17 protein-coding genes and 2 pseudogenes are annotated in these 15941 nt (G+C 56.1%); 9 read left to right on the forward strand and 10 right to left on the reverse strand.

All coding sequences use genetic code 11. The features are described 5' to 3' along the window. Nucleotides 1-4 precede the first annotated feature (4 nt). The 3 genes from WLY71_RS13055 to WLY71_RS13065 all read left to right on the forward strand — a co-directional run bounded on the left by WLY71_RS13055 (nucleotide 5) and on the right by WLY71_RS13065 (nucleotide 1781). Entirely contained in the window at nucleotides 5-391 is a 387-nt protein-coding gene (locus WLY71_RS13055) for a DUF488 domain-containing protein (RefSeq protein WP_347803871.1), read from the forward strand. 85 nt (nucleotides 392-476) lie between these two features. Continuing rightward, nucleotides 477-950 carry a GNAT family N-acetyltransferase gene (locus WLY71_RS13060; protein ID WP_347803872.1) on the forward strand — a complete coding sequence of 158 codons (474 nt, stop codon included), beginning with the start codon at nucleotides 477-479 and terminating at the stop codon, nucleotides 948-950. A 63-nt stretch (nucleotides 951-1013) separates the two neighbouring features. Further along, complete coding sequence (locus WLY71_RS13065; protein WP_347803873.1) at nucleotides 1014-1781, forward strand: metallophosphoesterase; 768 nt, start codon at nucleotides 1014-1016, stop codon at nucleotides 1779-1781. Here WLY71_RS13065 and WLY71_RS13070 read toward each other — a convergent pair. The 4 genes from WLY71_RS13070 to WLY71_RS13085 all read right to left on the reverse strand — a co-directional run bounded on the left by WLY71_RS13070 (nucleotide 1755) and on the right by WLY71_RS13085 (nucleotide 5624). Beyond that, a complete protein-coding gene (locus WLY71_RS13070; RefSeq protein ID WP_347803874.1) occupies nucleotides 1755-2630 on the reverse strand; it encodes an alpha/beta fold hydrolase in 876 nt (291 codons plus the stop codon). The genes WLY71_RS13065 and WLY71_RS13070 overlap by 27 nt on opposite strands. Before the next feature lie 768 nt (nucleotides 2631-3398). After that, nucleotides 3399-4412 carry a GlxA family transcriptional regulator gene (locus tag WLY71_RS13075; RefSeq protein WP_347803875.1) on the reverse strand — a complete coding sequence of 338 codons (1014 nt, stop codon included), beginning with the start codon at nucleotides 4410-4412 and terminating at the stop codon, nucleotides 3399-3401. 157 nt (nucleotides 4413-4569) lie between these two features. Beyond that, the gene (gene map / locus WLY71_RS13080; protein WP_347803876.1) at nucleotides 4570-5361 is read right to left on the reverse strand and encodes a type I methionyl aminopeptidase; all 792 of its coding nucleotides are present in this window, start codon (nucleotides 5359-5361) and stop codon (nucleotides 4570-4572) included. Beyond that, nucleotides 5358-5624: a ParD-like family protein gene (locus tag WLY71_RS13085; protein WP_347803877.1), complete on the reverse strand. Its 267-nt coding sequence runs from the start codon at nucleotides 5622-5624 to the stop codon at nucleotides 5358-5360. The genes map and WLY71_RS13085 overlap by 4 nt, the downstream gene beginning before the upstream one ends. Before the next feature lie 308 nt (nucleotides 5625-5932). Between WLY71_RS13085 and WLY71_RS13090 the strand changes: the two genes are divergently transcribed. Both WLY71_RS13090 and WLY71_RS13095 read left to right on the forward strand, forming a co-directional pair. Next, entirely contained in the window at nucleotides 5933-7612 is a 1680-nt protein-coding gene (locus WLY71_RS13090; RefSeq protein WP_347803878.1) for a thiamine pyrophosphate-binding protein, read from the forward strand. Nucleotides 7613-7823: 211 nt separating this feature from the next. Continuing rightward, on the forward strand, nucleotides 7824-9041 hold the full coding sequence (locus WLY71_RS13095; RefSeq protein WP_347803901.1) for a DUF3422 domain-containing protein: 1218 nt from the start codon (nucleotides 7824-7826) through the stop codon (nucleotides 9039-9041). A gap of 32 nt (nucleotides 9042-9073) precedes the next feature. On the opposite strand, the gene WLY71_RS13100 is transcribed toward WLY71_RS13095, so the two are convergent. The 3 genes from WLY71_RS13100 to WLY71_RS13110 all read right to left on the reverse strand — a co-directional run bounded on the left by WLY71_RS13100 (nucleotide 9074) and on the right by WLY71_RS13110 (nucleotide 11927). After that, entirely contained in the window at nucleotides 9074-10192 is a 1119-nt protein-coding gene (locus tag WLY71_RS13100; protein WP_347803879.1) for a glycosyltransferase 61 family protein, read from the reverse strand. Nucleotides 10193-10266: 74 nt separating this feature from the next. After that, entirely contained in the window at nucleotides 10267-11421 is a 1155-nt protein-coding gene (locus WLY71_RS13105; RefSeq protein ID WP_347803880.1) for a hypothetical protein, read from the reverse strand. A gap of 308 nt (nucleotides 11422-11729) precedes the next feature. Then, entirely contained in the window at nucleotides 11730-11927 is a 198-nt protein-coding gene (locus WLY71_RS13110; RefSeq protein ID WP_347803881.1) for a hypothetical protein, read from the reverse strand. A gap of 194 nt (nucleotides 11928-12121) precedes the next feature. Here WLY71_RS13110 and WLY71_RS13115 point away from each other — a divergent pair, with 194 nt between their 5' ends. Both WLY71_RS13115 and WLY71_RS13120 read left to right on the forward strand, forming a co-directional pair. Beyond that, nucleotides 12122-12322: a hypothetical protein gene (locus WLY71_RS13115; protein ID WP_347803882.1), complete on the forward strand. Its 201-nt coding sequence runs from the start codon at nucleotides 12122-12124 to the stop codon at nucleotides 12320-12322. Between the two features lie 184 nt (nucleotides 12323-12506). After that, nucleotides 12507-12947, forward strand: coding sequence for a hypothetical protein (locus WLY71_RS13120; RefSeq protein WP_347803883.1), 441 nt, complete (start codon nucleotides 12507-12509; stop codon nucleotides 12945-12947). Nucleotides 12948-12961: 14 nt separating this feature from the next. Here WLY71_RS13120 and WLY71_RS13125 read toward each other — a convergent pair. Next, nucleotides 12962-13081: pseudogene (locus WLY71_RS13125) on the reverse strand (ABC transporter ATP-binding protein); the annotation flags it as partial. A 152-nt stretch (nucleotides 13082-13233) separates the two neighbouring features. Here WLY71_RS13125 and WLY71_RS13130 point away from each other — a divergent pair. Next, nucleotides 13234-14160: a universal stress protein gene (locus WLY71_RS13130; RefSeq protein ID WP_347803884.1), complete on the forward strand. Its 927-nt coding sequence runs from the start codon at nucleotides 13234-13236 to the stop codon at nucleotides 14158-14160. 135 nt (nucleotides 14161-14295) lie between these two features. On the opposite strand, the gene WLY71_RS13135 is transcribed toward WLY71_RS13130, so the two are convergent. Both WLY71_RS13135 and WLY71_RS13140 read right to left on the reverse strand, forming a co-directional pair. Continuing rightward, entirely contained in the window at nucleotides 14296-15108 is an 813-nt protein-coding gene (locus tag WLY71_RS13135) for a class I SAM-dependent methyltransferase (protein WP_347803885.1), read from the reverse strand. 37 nt (nucleotides 15109-15145) lie between these two features. Continuing rightward, entirely contained in the window at nucleotides 15146-15415 is a 270-nt protein-coding gene (locus WLY71_RS13140; RefSeq protein ID WP_347803886.1) for a DUF4242 domain-containing protein, read from the reverse strand. Nucleotides 15416-15740: 325 nt separating this feature from the next. Here WLY71_RS13140 and WLY71_RS31335 point away from each other — a divergent pair. Then, a pseudogene (locus tag WLY71_RS31335) lies at nucleotides 15741-15941 on the forward strand (helix-turn-helix domain-containing protein); the annotation flags it as partial.

Below are 15941 nucleotides of genomic sequence, written 5' to 3' on the forward strand. Positions count from 1 at the left end.
GAGCGTGCCCATCCATATCGTGCGCCTCGGTTCACCGCGCGCAGCCAATGAAGGCCTGCGCCTGGGCACGGTGCGTCGCCCGCCGCGTGGCGTGCCGAAAGCCGAGTTTGCCAGTCGGGATTTTTATGACGTGTGGCAGCCGTTGCTGTCTCCCAGTGCAGAACTGGTCGCAGAAGCCAAAGCGGCAGAAGACGCCAAGGCGTGGGAAGCCTTCAAGCGCAAGTTCAAGACCGAAATGAACCACCCGGCGCCCAGCCAGTTGCTCGATTTGTTGGCGGCGTTGTCCCACCAAACGTCACTGGCCATTGGCTGTTATTGCGAAGATGAAGCGCATTGCCATCGGTCGGTATTGCGGGCGCTGTTAGAGGCGCGTGGTGCGCAGCTCAAATAGTCGCTGGCGCAGGCTATTGCGACATTGACCGCTCAAGATCGGACTAAAGGATTTTGGTAAGGACACAAGGATCGAGGTCTTAAAAATGAATAACCAGATTCGACTCGCCACCCCTGACGATGCGGCAGCCATCAGCCAGGTCATCATTCAATCTCTGCGCCAGTCCAATGCCCTGGACTACCCGCCCGACGTCATCACCCAGGTAGAGAAAAGCTTTTCTACCGAGGCCATCCGCGCCTTGTTGAGCCAACGCCAGGTCTTTGTCGCCACCATCGATAAGCGTGTAGTCGCCACGGCCAGCCTTGACCAAAACGTTGTGCGCAGCGTATTCGTCGAGCCAAGCCATCAGGGCGTTGGACTCGGTAGGCAGTTGATGGCAACCCTTCAATCTGTCGCCCAAGAAGCAAAAATCGAGGTACTGCGCGTCCCCTCCTCCATCACCGCAGAAGCCTTTTACTTCAAGCTGGGTTATCGAAAAGTTCGCGACGAATTTCACGGGGTCGAGCGCACGATCATTATGGAGCGGCGTTTGAGGCCCGTTGTCGACTACACAAACTGACGCCAGCGAATGTCCGTCATTGAGCTGTTCTCGTTACCATCCAAAATAAGTAGGAGTTGATCGATGCGCATCGCCTTGCTGTCAGACATCCACTTGTCCGTCAACGCGTTACCTTTTCCCGATGTGGATGCCGATCTTGTCGTCCTCGCCGGAGACATCTCCCGACCGGCTACGGCCATCGAGTGGGCCAAATCGTGCCCTGTTCCGATCGTGTACGTGGCAGGGAATCACGAGTTCTATGGCAGCGACTTGATCTCTACCTACCAGCACTTGAACAGGTTGTCGGAAGGTACACAGATCCACGTATTGGAACGCTCGGAGTATCTCCACAACGGCGTGCGGTTCTTGGGTTGCACGCTGTGGTCTGACTATCGGCTTTTCGATTCTGCAGAGGATCGGGCACAGGGTGTTGATCTGGCTACGAAGCTCATGCGGGACTTCACCCACATAAAAATCGCACCAGATTTTCCAGATCTGTTCAGCCCGGCAGTTTCCCAACTGGTTTTTTTACAGACAGTCGCCTGGTTGGAAGACTGCTTCTCCCGCGACAAAACCACTCCCACGGTGGTGGTTTCGCATTTTGCACCGACACGGTTGAGCATAGGCCTGCTGTTTGAGAATTCGCCGATTAACGCGAGTTTTGTTTCAAACCTCGAAGACCGGATCAACGTCTGGCAGCCGGCACTTTGGCTGCATGGCCATACCCATGGGAGCTTTGACTACCAAGTGGGCAAAACTCGTGTCATTTGCAACGCCCGGGGCTATGCAAAAAATGGCATTAATGAAAATCCGGAATTTAATGGCTCATACGTGATTGACCTGGATATCTGAGGCAACACGGCCCTGCCTCCTGGAAGCTGGGTCCAGAAAACCGAGCAAAGCCTGCCGGGTGTCATGCCAGGCCGCCGGATGTTCCAAATCGAGGAAGTGCCCGGCATTCTTGATGGTATGGAACCGGGACTGAGACGCATGATCGGCGAACAGCCGGGCGTCTTCGGCCGAGGTGTACTCATCCCATTCGCCGTTGACAAACAGCAGCGGTATTTCGATAGCAGCGGCACAGGCGACATAGCAATGGGTGTCTTGGGTCAGCACCTCATTGACGTGGAAATGCATCTGCCTGTACTCGTGCTCGGCCAGGCTTCTGACATGGCGGTCATTAAAGCGTTTGAACAGCGATGGCAGGTGCTTGCCGATCGTGCTGTTGATCAAGTGACCGACATTGAGGCGGTCGCAAGCCTGGAGATGGTTCATGCCGTGCTCCAGGTAATCGCGCATCGGCGTATTGATACGCGCTGCGAATGAATTGATCACCGCCTTCTCGATTCGTCGCGGCCGCTGAGCCAGCGCCAGCAAGGTAGCCGCACCGCCCCAGGAAAAGGACAGCACATGGTGCGCACCAAAGTGTTCGATTAAATCCAGCAGTATCGCTGCCTCGTCTTCCTTTCGGATCGGTTGGCCGTGGAGGTTGTGTTGCTTCGACTGACCGGCGTAGGGCTGGTCGTAGAGAACTACATTGAATCGCGGCTGCAGGTAACGCACCGTTTGGGCAAAAGATGCGGTCGTTGCCAGTGAGCCGTTGACCAGAATGATGGTCTTGTCAGCGGCAGTGTTGGGATAGTGCTCGGTATAAACCTTGTACTTCCCGCAGATCTCGACGATGGCAGTTTTCGGCATCATGACATTTTCTTCCTTGAACCCATTGGACTAAGCGCACAGCGTTTGGGATGCCCACAGGGCCCTATCGCAGAAAGCAGTACACGTGGACCTGACAGGGAGGTATCAGGCCAATACATCAATAACTCAGGGTGGTTTTCAAGCGTCAACGCATAGGCCTCCTCGGGCTTAATCTGGCAACACGGACAAGCAACAACAGCGCGAGGGTGCTCGGATGGCGAACGTGACCAATGAGTCACTGACTGACCACGTGTTCAGAGTTAAGCAGGGATTTCCTCGTCTGCAAGAACGCAGACGAGTTATTGCGTCGAAGACGTCGTGATGGTCGAACGATGTCACCCAAGACGAGGCGACGCGCGAAAGCTGCGCGGGCCGCTATCCCATGTTCGGGGATCACTTCCCGGGTGACGTCCCCGAGTCATCGGTCTCGTCGAAATACTTGGCTATTGGCCCAGGCCTTGCCTTGGCATCTTTTGCTGTACTTGGCCATCTTTGCGGAATTTCGAATGTTTATGCCTGATAGGGCTTGGTAGGCGACCGCTGGTGCTGATGCTGACCGCAAGCCTGGCGACGATCATGGCGTTTATGCAGGACCTGAACAGTGTGTTGATTGTGGTAAGCATCTAGACGACAGACCGCCCCACTTTCAGGAATTACCCCAAGGTTGGGGCAAAGAGTCGAAAACGGACGTTTTGGCTTCCTCAAAACTACTGAATGATGACGGCGTAAATCTGCACAAATCACGAGTAAGCATCGACTCAAAAAGCCGTTCTATTTGACGAGACGCGTTTCCTTGGAAGGCCTGTATCCGAAGTACGAGCTATAGCACTTGCTGAAGTGGCTGGGCGATACAAAGCCACACGCAACCAACACGTCCACCTGGGACAGCTCTGTGTGCTGGAGCAGCCGACGCGCTTCGGTAATCCGCAATTCCATGTAATACCGTTGCGGCGTTGTGCCCAGTTGCTCCTTGAACAAGCGCTCGAGTTGTCGACGCGAGCGGCCTGCGTAAACGGCCAACTGCTCCAACTCCAGAGGCTCTTCGAGGTTGGCATCCATCAGCTTCACCACCTCGCGTAATGGCGCACTCACGCAGACATTTTCAGTCGGTTTTATTCGCCGATAACGTGACTCCTCGAAAGCCAGGATGTCCTCGATACCCTCGACAAGTGCTTTGTCGTGCAGCCCTTTGATCCAGTCCAACGCCATGTGGAACGCCCCCGAGGGACTGGAAGCCGTGAGCCGGTCTCGATCGATGACGTAGGGCTCACTGGTGACATGCGTCGCCTTGGAGATTTCCGCGAGTGCGGGTCGATGTTCGGGATGAATCGCACACCGATATCCGTCAAGCAAGCCTGCCCTTCCCAGGAACCATGCGCCATTCCATAACCCGGCCAGACTGACACCCTGGTCTGATGCAGCCCTCAATAGGGAGATGAGTTCATCCGTCGCTTTGAGTTCTGTCCTGTAGCCGCCACAAATGACAAGAAGATCCAGGTCCTGGATCGTTGAGCCATCGAAACGGGTATCCGGCCGAATGACCAGGCCCAGGTCACTGACGACTTCCTCATCGGTCAAGCCGAACGTTCGGGAAGAGAACAACCCGGGGCGCAGAAGATTCGCGGTGACAATCGTATCCAGTGCTTGCGTGAATGCGGGCAGCGAGAAATGCTCAAGCAACAGAAATCCTGCCCGAACCATTTGAGTTTTCTCGTTGGGGTTCTCATTCAGATAGCGGAGATTTTTCCCCTTCATGCCTCCGCTAAATTGGCGTCGCTCGATCAATGTTCGGCCTACTCGGTTACGTAACCCAACCTGTCGTTGGGTGCGTTGATAAACCTCAATGCTAACTGTAGAAGTTTCAAAACCACTAGCGCCATTTTGCGATTGATCAGGCCAGCTGAAAGCCGTGACGTAGCGTTGTATCACTCGCAAGCTGCACCTAAACGATGGCCGGATACCCATCGACACTATCGGGCCAAAGGGTCAGAACCTCGAAGCCGTCGTCAGTGACCGCGACCATATGCTCCCACTGAGCAGAGAGTGAGTGGTCCTTGGTGACCACGGTCCAGCCATCAGCCAGCGTTTTCACATGGCGTTTGCCAGCGTTCAACATGGGTTCAATGGTGAAGATCATGCCGGCTTTCAGTTTCAGGCCCTGGCCTGGGTAGCCGTAGTGAAGGACCTGCGGCTCATCGTGATAAACCTTGCCGATACCGTGACCGCAGTATTCGCGCACGACGCTGAATCCGTCTCTTTCGGCCACCTTCTGAATGGCATGGCCAATGTCACCCAGGGTAGCGCCGGGGCGGACGACGCGAATACCGGCACACATCGCTTCATAGGTCGTCTCTGCCAGGCGTCGGGCATCCGGGCCGGGCTCACCCACGAAGTACATGCGGCTGGTGTCGCCGTACCAACCCTCCTTGATAACGGCAATGTCGATATTCACGATGTCGCCATCCTTTAGTGGCGTTGTCGAAGGAATCCCATGGCAGACCACTTGGTTGACCGATGTACACACGGTTTTCGGGAAGCCGTGATAGCCGACATTGCCCGGAATGGCTTTCTGCACGTTGACGATGTAGTCGTGACAGAGCTGATCGAGTTCGTCGGTGGTGACCCCCGCTTTGACATGCGGAGCAATCATGGCCAGGACCTCGGCGGCCAGCGTGCCCGCAGCACGAGACATGGCTATTTCTGCCGGGGTATTGAGCGTGACATTGGCCTTCATTGCTTGGCTCCTGATGCAGCATCAACCTGGGCGCTTTGCGAAAAATCGGCGAGTGCGCATAGCTGTTTTACATCGAGGCCGCCAGCCAGTTCGGCACGAATCAGCAAGCGGCAGATGTCGCTGTGGTCCAGGTTGGGATGTAACTCCGCAAGCATCCCGATGCGCATCCAGTGCTCGGCTTGTGCGTTGATCGAGCGACTCAACGCATCGCTGGCGACGCGCAGATTCTCGTGCATGGCTTCTGAAATTTTTACGATACCCACTGATCAATCCAATATGAAATGTATATGGATCGTATGCTAGTCGGTAGTTGGGTGAAATTGCAATTTCACGATTTGTAGCCACGCCTGAAGCGCGCGACAGCATAAATGTCACTGGGCGACTTGAAGTCCGACTTCAATAGCTGAGGGAATGAAGTGCTGAACAATCATCGTTTGTACCCCTACTCGATGATGCTCAGAATTCGTGGCGCAGACATTAGCCGTTGTTCTTCCAATTGATCGAGTCAGTACCTGCCAGAAAGAGAGCGATTCACCCTTTCACACCGCACCATCCGACTCAGGAGATAACAATGAATAAAACCATTTCTCGTCGTAGCGGAGGTCAGATACTGGTGGATGCCTTACGCATCCATGCCGTCAAAAGAGCTTTTTGTGTTCCGGGAGAAAGCTACCTCGCGGTTCTCGATGCATTGCATGACGTGCAAGAAGAAATCGATCTGGTGGTGTGCCGCCAGGAAGGTGGGGCGGCCTATATGGCAGAAGCCTACGGCAAGCTCACTGGAGAGCCAGGCATCTGCTTCGTGACCCGAGGCCCGGGTGCAACGAACGCCTCGGTTGGCGTTCACACGGCGTTCCAGGATTCATCGCCGATGATTCTGTTCATTGGCCAGGTCGCTCGCGATCAGCAGTATCGCGAAGCCTTTCAGGAAGTTGATTTTCGCCAGATGTTTGGCCCCTTGGCGAAATGGGTCGTGCAAATAGACGACCCCCGCAGAATTCCCGAACTGATCAGCCAGGCGTTCCACCGAGCGGTCAATGGCAGGCCTGGGCCTGTAGTGGTCGCACTGCCGGAAGACATGCTGACCGAAATGGCGGAAGTCAGTGATGCCGGGCCTTTCAAACGCGTATTGATGACCCCGGCAGCCGAACAAATGGCCGCCATGCAGCAACTGCTTGAGCGATCAGAGCGGCCATTGATGGTGCTGGGGGGCAGCGGTTGGGACACCGAGTCGGTGCACGACATCCGGCTTTTTGCTGAACAGCAAAATATCCCGGTTGCCGCCTCCTTTCGCTGCCAGGACCTGTTCGACAATCGACACCCGAACTATGTCGGTGACCTTGGTTTCGCCGCGTCAGCGCAGCTGTCCTCAGCGCTAAAAAACGCCGACCTGCTGTTGGTCGTGGGCTCCAGAATGGGTGAGGTTTCAACGGGCGGATATGTGGCCTTGGATATTCCGGTACCGAAGCAAACCTTGATCCATGTTCACCAAGGCATTGAGGAGTTGGGACGGGTTTACCAACCTTCGTTAGCGATAAACAGCAGCATGTCGACCTTTGCCAAATCAGCAGCAAAGCTTCCGGCGGCGACCAGCCAAATAAAGAGTGAATGGACGCGCACCCTGAACAAAAACTACCGTGAAAATCTGCAACACTCGCCCTCCCCTGGCGACGTGCAAATGGCGGAAATCATTGAGTGGTTGAATCGCCGACTTCCGGACGACGCGATCCTGACCAATGGCGCCGGAAATTATGCCGTTTGGCTTCAACGCTTCTATCAGTTCCGCCAATACCGCACCCAGTTAGGCCCTACCAATGGCTCCATGGGCTACGGCGTTCCTGCGGCGGTGGCCGCCAAACTGACGTGCCCCGATCGAGTGGTGGTTTCGTTTTCCGGGGATGGCTGCTTCTTGATGAATGGTCAGGAGATAGCGACAGCAGCGCAATATGGGGCCAATGTGATTTTCGTTGTGATCAACAACGCAATGTTCGGAACCATCAGAATGCACCAGGAACGCAATTACCCTGGACGCGTGTCAGGCACTGAATTGCTCAACCCGGATTTCGCCGCACTGGCCCAAGCCTATGGACTGCATGGCGAGGTGGTAACCGCCACGTCCGACTTTGCGCCAGCGTTTGAACGCTGCCTTGAAATGTCCCGGCCATCCTTGATTGAGGTCAGAGTCGACCCAGAAGCATTGACACCTCGACTGAGCCTGACTCAGATCAGAGAGCAATCAAGCAAGAAGTGAGCGGCAATTTCTTCTGTTTTGGGCGCCTGGTTCACGATTTATAAGGCGCCTTTTTTTGATTTTCCCTCGCGCTTCATTGTTCGCTGGCCCACTACTGAAGTGGCAGCGTTGCATGACCACTTCAGCGTAAAACCAGAGATTGCTGCGTGTGACTCGTGAGTTCGTCGACCTGTCCCACCTACAACAGCAGTCGATCAATGGCCTGAACAGCATGCATCCGCAAAGACAAACCCTGCACAACGAACTGCACGCGCGCCCGTCACTGTATTTCGACGAACCGGCCCATGTGTTTCATCTGGCCTTCCTCGGCAGGGTCCTGGAGTGTAATGCGCTGCTGGAGCGCTGCTGCCCTGATCCGATCGATCCTCATGCCGCCCAGGGCATCACCCAACTCGATGGCCACGCCCTGAAATGGGAACGCCACGCCGAGTTCTTCACCCTGACCCTGGTGGTCACTTCATCCAGCGATGACCTGTCCTGGACATCACTGCCCGAGGTGCTGGCGCAGAAGGTCGAAGCGCATTTGCCGCAGCTGATCAACTCGGTGCAGATCGTCGTGCGTGGCGAAGCCGGCCTGGACCTCGCCGGCTACGGTTTCAAGGACCCGTGCGGTTCCTGCGTGGGCGGTGGCGATGCGGTGGTCTGGAGCGATTTTCGTCTCAGCGAGGACGGCAACAACCACATCCTGTTCGTCAACCGGCGCCTCAACGCTTACCGCCAAGGGCGGATGATCCGCCGTCTGCTGGAAATCGAGACCTACCGCATGATGGCCTCGCTGTCGTTGACCACGGCCAAGACCTTGAGCGCGCAACTTGATGTCTTTGACAAGACCTTGGTCACCCTCTCCGAGCGTAACGCCGACGCTGACAGCGGCAACGCGAAAGCCCTGCTGGCGGACATCTCCAACCTGTCAGCCCAAGTGGTCAGCAGTACCGCGAAAACCCGCCACCGCTTCAGTGCCACCCAAGCCTATGCCCAACTCGTGTACGAGCGCCTGGGCGAATTGCGGGAAAGTCACGTCGGTGATTGCCAGCGCCTCGGGGTGTTCATCGAACGCCGTTTCAAACCCACCGTCAGGTACTGCACCGCCACCGAACAACGCCTGGAACACCTGGCCAAAAGCGTGGCCAACCTGGGCGACCTGTTGCAAGCCCGGGTTCAAGTGGAAATGGAAGAACAGAACTCGGAAATTCTCAAAAGCCTGAACGCCCGCGCCGATGCCCAGATCAAGATCCAGCGCGCCGTGGAAGGTCTGTCGATTATCGCCATTACTTACTACCTGCTGAACCTGCTCAAGCTTGGCTACTCAGGGTTGCACCTGCTCGGCGCCGAGGTGGCCCCGCGAGAGGCGATGCTGGCCATGACGCCCCTCGCGATCGCGATCCTTGCGCTGATTATTTTCCGCATCAAGAAAGTCAAAGAGCACTGAAACGGTGAATCGCAGGGAGGCGCCATCACCCATCAGGATGGGAACAGATCCAGTGTGCGCTCAACCTCTTGAATGTCGATTTTGAAGCCATCACCCTCTGGCGTTCCGACTACAAAGCCAAAATTCTGGTTGTCGCGATCCGTCAGGTACTTGAAGTAGCTGACGAAACGGTTCGGTGGCTGCAGTACCAGCAACGAACCACCCTGCGGCAGTACATTGACACCATGTACAAGCTGGCTCCCTTCGACCCCCACCACGGTCCGCGCCCCGGCACACGTCGCCACTATGGTCGGGACATCGGTTTTCAAAGGATCGACTATGCGAAACCCTCTGCTCTTGCGCAGATGTTCAGCGAGCTCCATTTCATTGCGCAAAAAGCGCAAGTCACCGTCGCCACCCCGGAGAATGAACACGCCAGGGTGAGACTCATAGCTCACGTGCAACAGTAGCTTTTCACCCATGGCACGGAAACGTAAATGCCTGCTTTGATTGTTGCTCACATCGTCGAACAGCACGAGCTCACGAAAAAACGCACTGTGCAAGCGAAGCGGTTTCATATCAAACCAGTCCTCATAGGCGGGAGCCTGGGTAAATAGAGGAAACCTGGCGGATGGCGCGGTGGTTACCGGGACGCCTTCGTCGCATGCCAATGAATAGGTCGGACAGTCTTCCATCAACCATGTACCAAACCATGTGTTTCCATTTTGCGTGCAGTAGGCGGCACCGCGCTCGATCTCGTTTTCCACGAGAATTCGCGGAAACAAGCCAGGCTTGAGAGACAACCAGTGACTTGCCTTGTTCTTGTAGAGCGCTCCATCGATCAGCCAGACATCCTTGATCAGGTAGCCACGTGTCGGGCCTTGCACTACGTTGCCCAGCCCTTCCATTGTGCGAGCAGGATGCTCGAAAGGATAAAAGCGCTTCGCCTCCCATCCTGTGACGCGGTTCATTTGATTGGGCAGGAAGAAAGCCGGCGGAGAATAGGATGTCCCACCCGGAGCAATATCCCAGGTTTTCGCCGCCAGGCTTTTTAAGTTGATCTCCGCCTTTCGTGCGAGTCTTTTTCTTGCCATATACCTGTAGGCGGCAAGGGTCCATTTTTTCCGATTGCCAGTGGTCGAACTGCTTATTTGCGAGACATCGCTTTCCATGAAGAGTCCTCCCTGCGGGACAGGGTCAATAGTCAGACGCGAAGCGCTCTATTTATTTCAGTCCTGGAAATTGCTCAGCTGGATGCAATCCTTTTCATAATGGGTGGGGTCTGCAAACTGGCGTAGCGACTACGCAAGGTTTCCAGAAACTGTTCGCCCGAGCTCTTGGCGCAATAAAGATAAATCTTGTGCAGCCCGCCAAATACCATTTCATGATAACGGCTGGCGACCTCCTCATCGCTTGGCCCGTCCGGCAAGCCAAGGTGAAGGGTCAATTCCTTTCCTTCGACAGCGAATAGCGGCGTGTCCCAGAGGAATTTGGCTGCCCCTGTCTTGGGCAGCCGGACAAACATATAAGCGTGGTTTCCCAGGGAATCAATATCACCGCCGCGCCTTCTTTTCCATTTCAGAAGTCCGTCATCTGGCCGTGCCAGACAAAGACCGATGTCGTAATAATCGAAGCCATTTTCTATCGCCCATTCAAGTGCCATGAAGGTGGTAATCGAGTTGACTTCACGCAGTCTTTTGGCATCTGAAAAAATCGCCTCGGTATATCCGAAACGTAGCGTGCTCCAGTAGCGCTTTCCGCCCCGGGTTATTACGCAGCCAAGGTGACATGCAACAACCTCGTCCTCCAGCATGATCAGGTCGAGCCGGCCGACAGTCTTGGCGATCCTGAAAACCTCCTGCGTGGCAAATTGCGCAGCGTGGATGCCTTGCCTTGCCGTGGCATAAGGTCGAAGCATTTCCCTGTCTGCCTTTTCAATGTCTTCATCCAACAGCGTCTGGACCATTCGGTAGCGCGGTCGGTTCTTGCGTATATTTCGACGCAATTCGCTATCGTATTTTGTGGTGATCTCCTCGATGGATCGCCCCAGCGGTACGACGGCACTCAGATACAAGGGTACATACAAGGCCCCCGAGGTCGGCATTTCACTGACCACTACCACATGACTCGACGCACCAGGTTCCGGTTCGCCGTCGACCATAGGGGAATCACCTTGGGACTTTCCCCTTATGAGAAGCTTGGCCATCTCCCGCTTCTTTTTCCTTCCGATATAGAGGATTTCGTAAGGACTTTCGTTCTGCACTCTGAACCTGGCAATTTCCCAGCGCCAGAAACAGGCACGTCCGAGGATGTCTCGCAACCAGTTTGAAGCGTTTCTAATCTCATACCGCGTTGAAGGAGATATGAGTTTCCTGACAACTGCCGCCACGTTCTCTTTCATTTCTTCGTCATCCTTTGAGCTTTCTTTTGGGTAAATCAGAAAAAGATCAAGGCGGAACTTCAAGAGGCGTGCTTAAACCTTGATATAAAAGACATATTTGACTAAGAACGCTCTCACGTTCAGTGACTAGTAAAGTTCAAGGTAGAGACTTTGCAAGCGACATGGGATGGCGCCAGCCGTCTATTTCATGACGCCAATTTTTCTTCCAGGCCCAGTAGAAGCGTCGTCAGTATTGTAGTGGTCGTGTTTTCGTCCAACTATGCGCTGTATGGCGACATTGGCGCGCGGGTCAGCCCCCAATATCGTCCTTAGTCAGTGCTTGAAGCAGAGACATTAAGAAAGGCATTCCAGATCTCGTAAGCATCGTGATGCCGTTTGCTCGCCTCTTCCCACTCTGGTCCTGAAACACATTTGGAAGAGACCAGCGTCATCATGCCCATCGTTGCGGCGTCCAGTTCGATCAGGAATGCGTGAGACTGGATTCTGAAATCTTCGACCGATGGCATTACGTGTTCCCCCGGCGGATTACACCGCTATTAAGGAGCGGCTGCTCCTCGGACGGTGGAGTACCGCCAGGAGGGAAAATTCAGGCAGTCTGACCGCAGGCACGTTTCGTCAGGTAATCGAGGAGCGCCGACAAAAATCTCGAACTCAAGCCATAGCGTTGAATCCAATGTTCAGGTCAATGGAGGTCAGTGATATGAACAGCGATAACAGTGTTAACGACGTCGAACCGGACGCAACGTCAAACGCCGAAAGAGATCTTGAGGACAGGGACACGGACGCCAAAGATGTGGATGAAACCGTTACGCCCTCTTCAACTCGAACCCAGGAGCAGGAGGCTGAGGAGCTCAGTCGGAAAATAGCGGAGATAGAACGCAAAGTGGCGGACGGTAACTAGCGGGACGCCAAGGGCTGTGAGGCTATAATCTTGAAGACACGCTGCTCCTCTCCTTCGTCAATGTATTTGCATTGACATTGGAAGGGGCTGGACCGGGTTCCGGTGCTACGCTTTCATTTCCTCGAATAGAGAATGAAGCGATGTCCACCGAACTCACAATCCCCAGACTTTCACGACTGTAGCCATGAAACGGATCCTGATCGGTGGTATCACCGTAGCGATTATCGGCACGATGACGTATGGATTTTTCCAATGGAAAATCGTCGAAAGCCACAAACACGACATTCTGTGCGGAGAGGCCAAGCAGGCGCTGAAAGGCGTGGAGATCCGGGCGCGTGCGTTGGCTGCCGGACTGTCTGTAGAGGCCTATGGCAAGGCTGAAGAAGACGAAGTGGCGACACTCATTGGTGCGCTCGACGCCGCCAAGAGCGACGCTGAGGTCGACTCGGTCATAGAGGCTCACGCTGCCACCATAGAAGCGGTGGATGCGGCTATTGACGCTCAGGTTGATACCCAAGGCGATCAGACATTCCTCGAACAACGACTCGTGAAACAGCGGATACCGGTCGACGTTAAACAAGAACTGCAACGCGCCGCGAAGGCCGTTAGCGTCAGGTGCAGTTAGTATTCAACAGTGCCCTACCCCACGGCCCCCAAGTAATAGTTCTGGATATCCTCGCGCCCGGCCAACTCGACCGCCGAACCTTCATCCACCACCCGGCCGTTCTCCAGCACAAAGGCATATTGAGCGTAATCCAGGGCGCACAGGCTTTGCCAACGCATCCGGCACCCGTACGAACCTCAGCCTGCACCCGGTTTACGGACGGGAGGTAGATCATGGTCAATACTTAGAGACTGGATGTACGTCGCACGAGCCGCACGTCGGGCGGCTAATCCACGGGAGGTTCATCATGTCTGGTCAATCCCGCTTCATGCTGGTTGCATCACCGCTGATGGAACACAGCCCTGCTTTCGACAGGGCCGCTGCGCTGGCCAAGGCCGAAGACGCAGCGCTGCACATCGTCGCCTTCGATTACCTTGAAGGCCTGGCGACCGCCAGTCTGGTCAACGAAAAGGCCCTGGAACAGATGCGCGTGGGCTACGTCGAGCGCCACAGCCAATGGCTTGAGGAGCAGGCCCGCCCCTTGCGCAAAATCGGGGTCCACGTCACCACCGAAGTGGCCTGGGTCGAACGCCCATTGGAGGAAATCCTGATTCACCTCAAAGAGCAGCCGATGGACGTGCTGATCAAGGCGCTGGAGCACGAATCGCTGCTGTCGCGGCTGATGTTTACCCCGCTCGATGTGCATTTGCTGCGCGAATGCCCGGTGCCGCTGCATTTCGTGAGCCACGCCGTGCACGCCTTGCCGCGAAAGATCGTCGCGGCGGTCGACCCCTTTCATCGCGATGATCATTACAAAACCTTCAACGACCGAATCCTTCACGAGGCGGCGAAACTGGCGAGCGCCTGTAATGCCGAGCTCGATGTGGTCTACGCCTATGACCTTTCATCCATCAGCGCCGACGAATTCGGTTTCGACAACGGGTCGGCGTTTTTCTCCTCGGGCAAGGCCAAGACCGTGTTCGATTACCAGGAGGATGCCTTCAACGACTTGGCCGAGCGCAACGGCATCGCGCCGGAGCAGCGGCACATGATCATGGGTAACCCGGCCAAGGTCCTCACCCGCTATGCCGATGCCTATGACGTTGACGTGATTGTCATGGGCCGGATCGGTCATCGCGGCATGGGCCGGCTGATCGGCAGTACGGTGGAGCATCTGCTGTACAAAATGCCGTGCAGCGTTTGGGTGGTGTACACCGAGCGGCTGGATGAATAGCCGCGATACACGCCCCCCTGTAGGAGCTGCCGCAGGCCGCGATCTTTTGATCTTGACCCTATGCGTCGAATGAAGATCAAAAGATCGCAGCCTGCGGCAGCTCCTACAGTGTTCTCTTCAGATAGGTGAATGAGTTCAACGCCGGGTTATCACCACCTCCAGGTATTCACTCGGCACCACCAACGACTTTTCTCCCGCTCTGTTCAAGCGGTTGATCAGTTCGGTCAGGTCGCTTTCCAGCGCTTGGGCGCCTTCAGGAGGCAGCGCTGCGAATGCTTTGTGGACCGGGCCGTACCAGGTGCGGAACGTATCGATGAAATGCGCCGCCGAGCGGTAACGGAAGTTGAAGGTTTTGCGCGTCACCTGGACCTGAAAGTCACGTTCGTCGAAGTGCGTGTGCAGCCAGGCTTCGGTGCCCCACTGCGAAGGCGGTTGAGCGCCCGGCGGTGGCGGCAGGTGGCGGCCGAGGGTCTTGAACATCTGGCCGACAAAACCTTCGGGCGTCCAGTTGGCGAGGCCGATCCGCCCTCCGGGGCGACAGACCCGCGCCAGTTCCGTGGCGGCCTTGGACTGGTCCGGCGTAAACATCACACCGAAGGTCGAAAGCACGGCATCGTAGCTGGCATCCTCGAACGGCAATGCTTCAGCGTCGGCCACTTGAAACGTGACATCCAGGCGTTCTGCCCTGGCCCGGTCTTCGCCGCGTTCCAGCAGCGCGGCCACGTAGTCGGTAGAAGTGACGAGGCAACCACGGCGCGCGGCAGCGAGCGTCGCGTTACCGTTGCCGGCGGCCACGTCGAGCACGCGTTCATCGCAAAGCAGGTCGCAGGCCTCGGCGAGTTGCTCGCCGACAATCTGCAAAGTGGTGCCGATCACGGCATAGTCGCCACTGGCCCAAGAGGCCATCTGACGGTTTTTCAAGGCAGTAAGATCAATGGGTGTACTCATGAATTCCGCTCCGTTGCGGGTTGGAACGCAACCCGGCTTATTCGGCCGTGGTGGGATCGATGATGGCCGAGACCTGGGAAATGCGGTTGGCCGGGAAACCGCTCTGCCTGGCGTGTTCCTTGATCAACTCTTCGTTGGGCGCGATGTACACGCAGTAGAGCTTGTCACCGGTGACATAACTCTGCTGCCACTGCACCTCTGGCAAGTCGCGCAACGTCCTGCAGGACTTTTGCGAAGCCGCTTTCAAATCCCTTTCTGACAGTGTTCCAGCACCTGGAATCTCGCGTTCTATGACGAACTTCGGCATGGCAACCTCTCATTCTTGTTATTGATGACAGGGTCGGCAGACCCTGTGTGCCAACTATCGCGCCGGGCAACGCTGGCGTCCTGCCCGATCGTCGGCCAACCCTGCCCGATCGTCCGGAGATTTCACGCTCTGGCGCGACAGGCTCACATTCAAGCTCACCACCCAAAGCTGCCCGCCAACACGGGAAAACCACCATGGACGCCCTGTCCCAGACCCTGCGCGTCGTCTGCCTGGTCGGCGCGATTTTCATCAATGCCAGGTTCACTGCCCCCTGGTGCTACCAATCGCCGAGCGCCGACACGGCGGCGCCGTTTCTGGAGCCCGGCAATGGCGCATGTTGCTGGCGGCCAACCTGTTACGCAGCAGTAACAGCTCGTTGATGCGGATTGCCGAAGAGGTGGGCTACCAGACCGACACGGCGTTCAGTCGGGCGTTTCGTCGAGAGTATGGAGCGCCACCGGCGGCGTGGCGGCGCAGTCAGGAGAAAAAACCAATGGCCCACGGCGTGCAGCCTGTGAGCCATTGA

The sequence above is a fragment of the Pseudomonas rossensis genome, from assembly GCF_039888995.1.
In the GTDB taxonomy this organism is placed as follows: Bacteria; Pseudomonadota; Gammaproteobacteria; order Pseudomonadales; family Pseudomonadaceae; genus Aquipseudomonas; species Aquipseudomonas rossensis.

Bases quoted from the DNA above. Each gene is read 5' to 3' on its own strand.
- WLY71_RS13060 (WP_347803872.1), top strand. From the start codon at position 477: ATGAATAACCAGATTCGACTCGCCACCCCTGACGATGCGGCAGCCATC.
- WLY71_RS13065 (WP_347803873.1), top strand. From the start codon at position 1,014: ATGCGCATCGCCTTGCTGTCAGACATCCACTTGTCCGTCAACGCGTTA.
- WLY71_RS13070 (WP_347803874.1), bottom strand. From the start codon at position 2,630: ATGATGCCGAAAACTGCCATCGTCGAGATCTGCGGGAAGTACAAGGTT.
- map (WP_347803876.1), bottom strand. From the start codon at position 5,361: ATGAAGGCCAATGTCACGCTCAATACCCCGGCAGAAATAGCCATGTCT.
- WLY71_RS13090 (WP_347803878.1), top strand. From the start codon at position 5,933: ATGAATAAAACCATTTCTCGTCGTAGCGGAGGTCAGATACTGGTGGAT.
- WLY71_RS13095 (WP_347803901.1), top strand. From the start codon at position 7,824: ATGCATCCGCAAAGACAAACCCTGCACAACGAACTGCACGCGCGCCCG.
- WLY71_RS13100 (WP_347803879.1), bottom strand. From the start codon at position 10,192: ATGGAAAGCGATGTCTCGCAAATAAGCAGTTCGACCACTGGCAATCGG.
- WLY71_RS13105 (WP_347803880.1), bottom strand. From the start codon at position 11,421: ATGAAAGAGAACGTGGCGGCAGTTGTCAGGAAACTCATATCTCCTTCA.
- WLY71_RS13110 (WP_347803881.1), bottom strand. From the start codon at position 11,927: ATGCCATCGGTCGAAGATTTCAGAATCCAGTCTCACGCATTCCTGATC.
- WLY71_RS13115 (WP_347803882.1), top strand. From the start codon at position 12,122: ATGAACAGCGATAACAGTGTTAACGACGTCGAACCGGACGCAACGTCA.
- WLY71_RS13120 (WP_347803883.1), top strand. From the start codon at position 12,507: ATGAAACGGATCCTGATCGGTGGTATCACCGTAGCGATTATCGGCACG.
- WLY71_RS13130 (WP_347803884.1), top strand. From the start codon at position 13,234: ATGTCTGGTCAATCCCGCTTCATGCTGGTTGCATCACCGCTGATGGAA.
- WLY71_RS13135 (WP_347803885.1), bottom strand. From the start codon at position 15,108: ATGAGTACACCCATTGATCTTACTGCCTTGAAAAACCGTCAGATGGCC.
- WLY71_RS13140 (WP_347803886.1), bottom strand. From the start codon at position 15,415: ATGCCGAAGTTCGTCATAGAACGCGAGATTCCAGGTGCTGGAACACTG.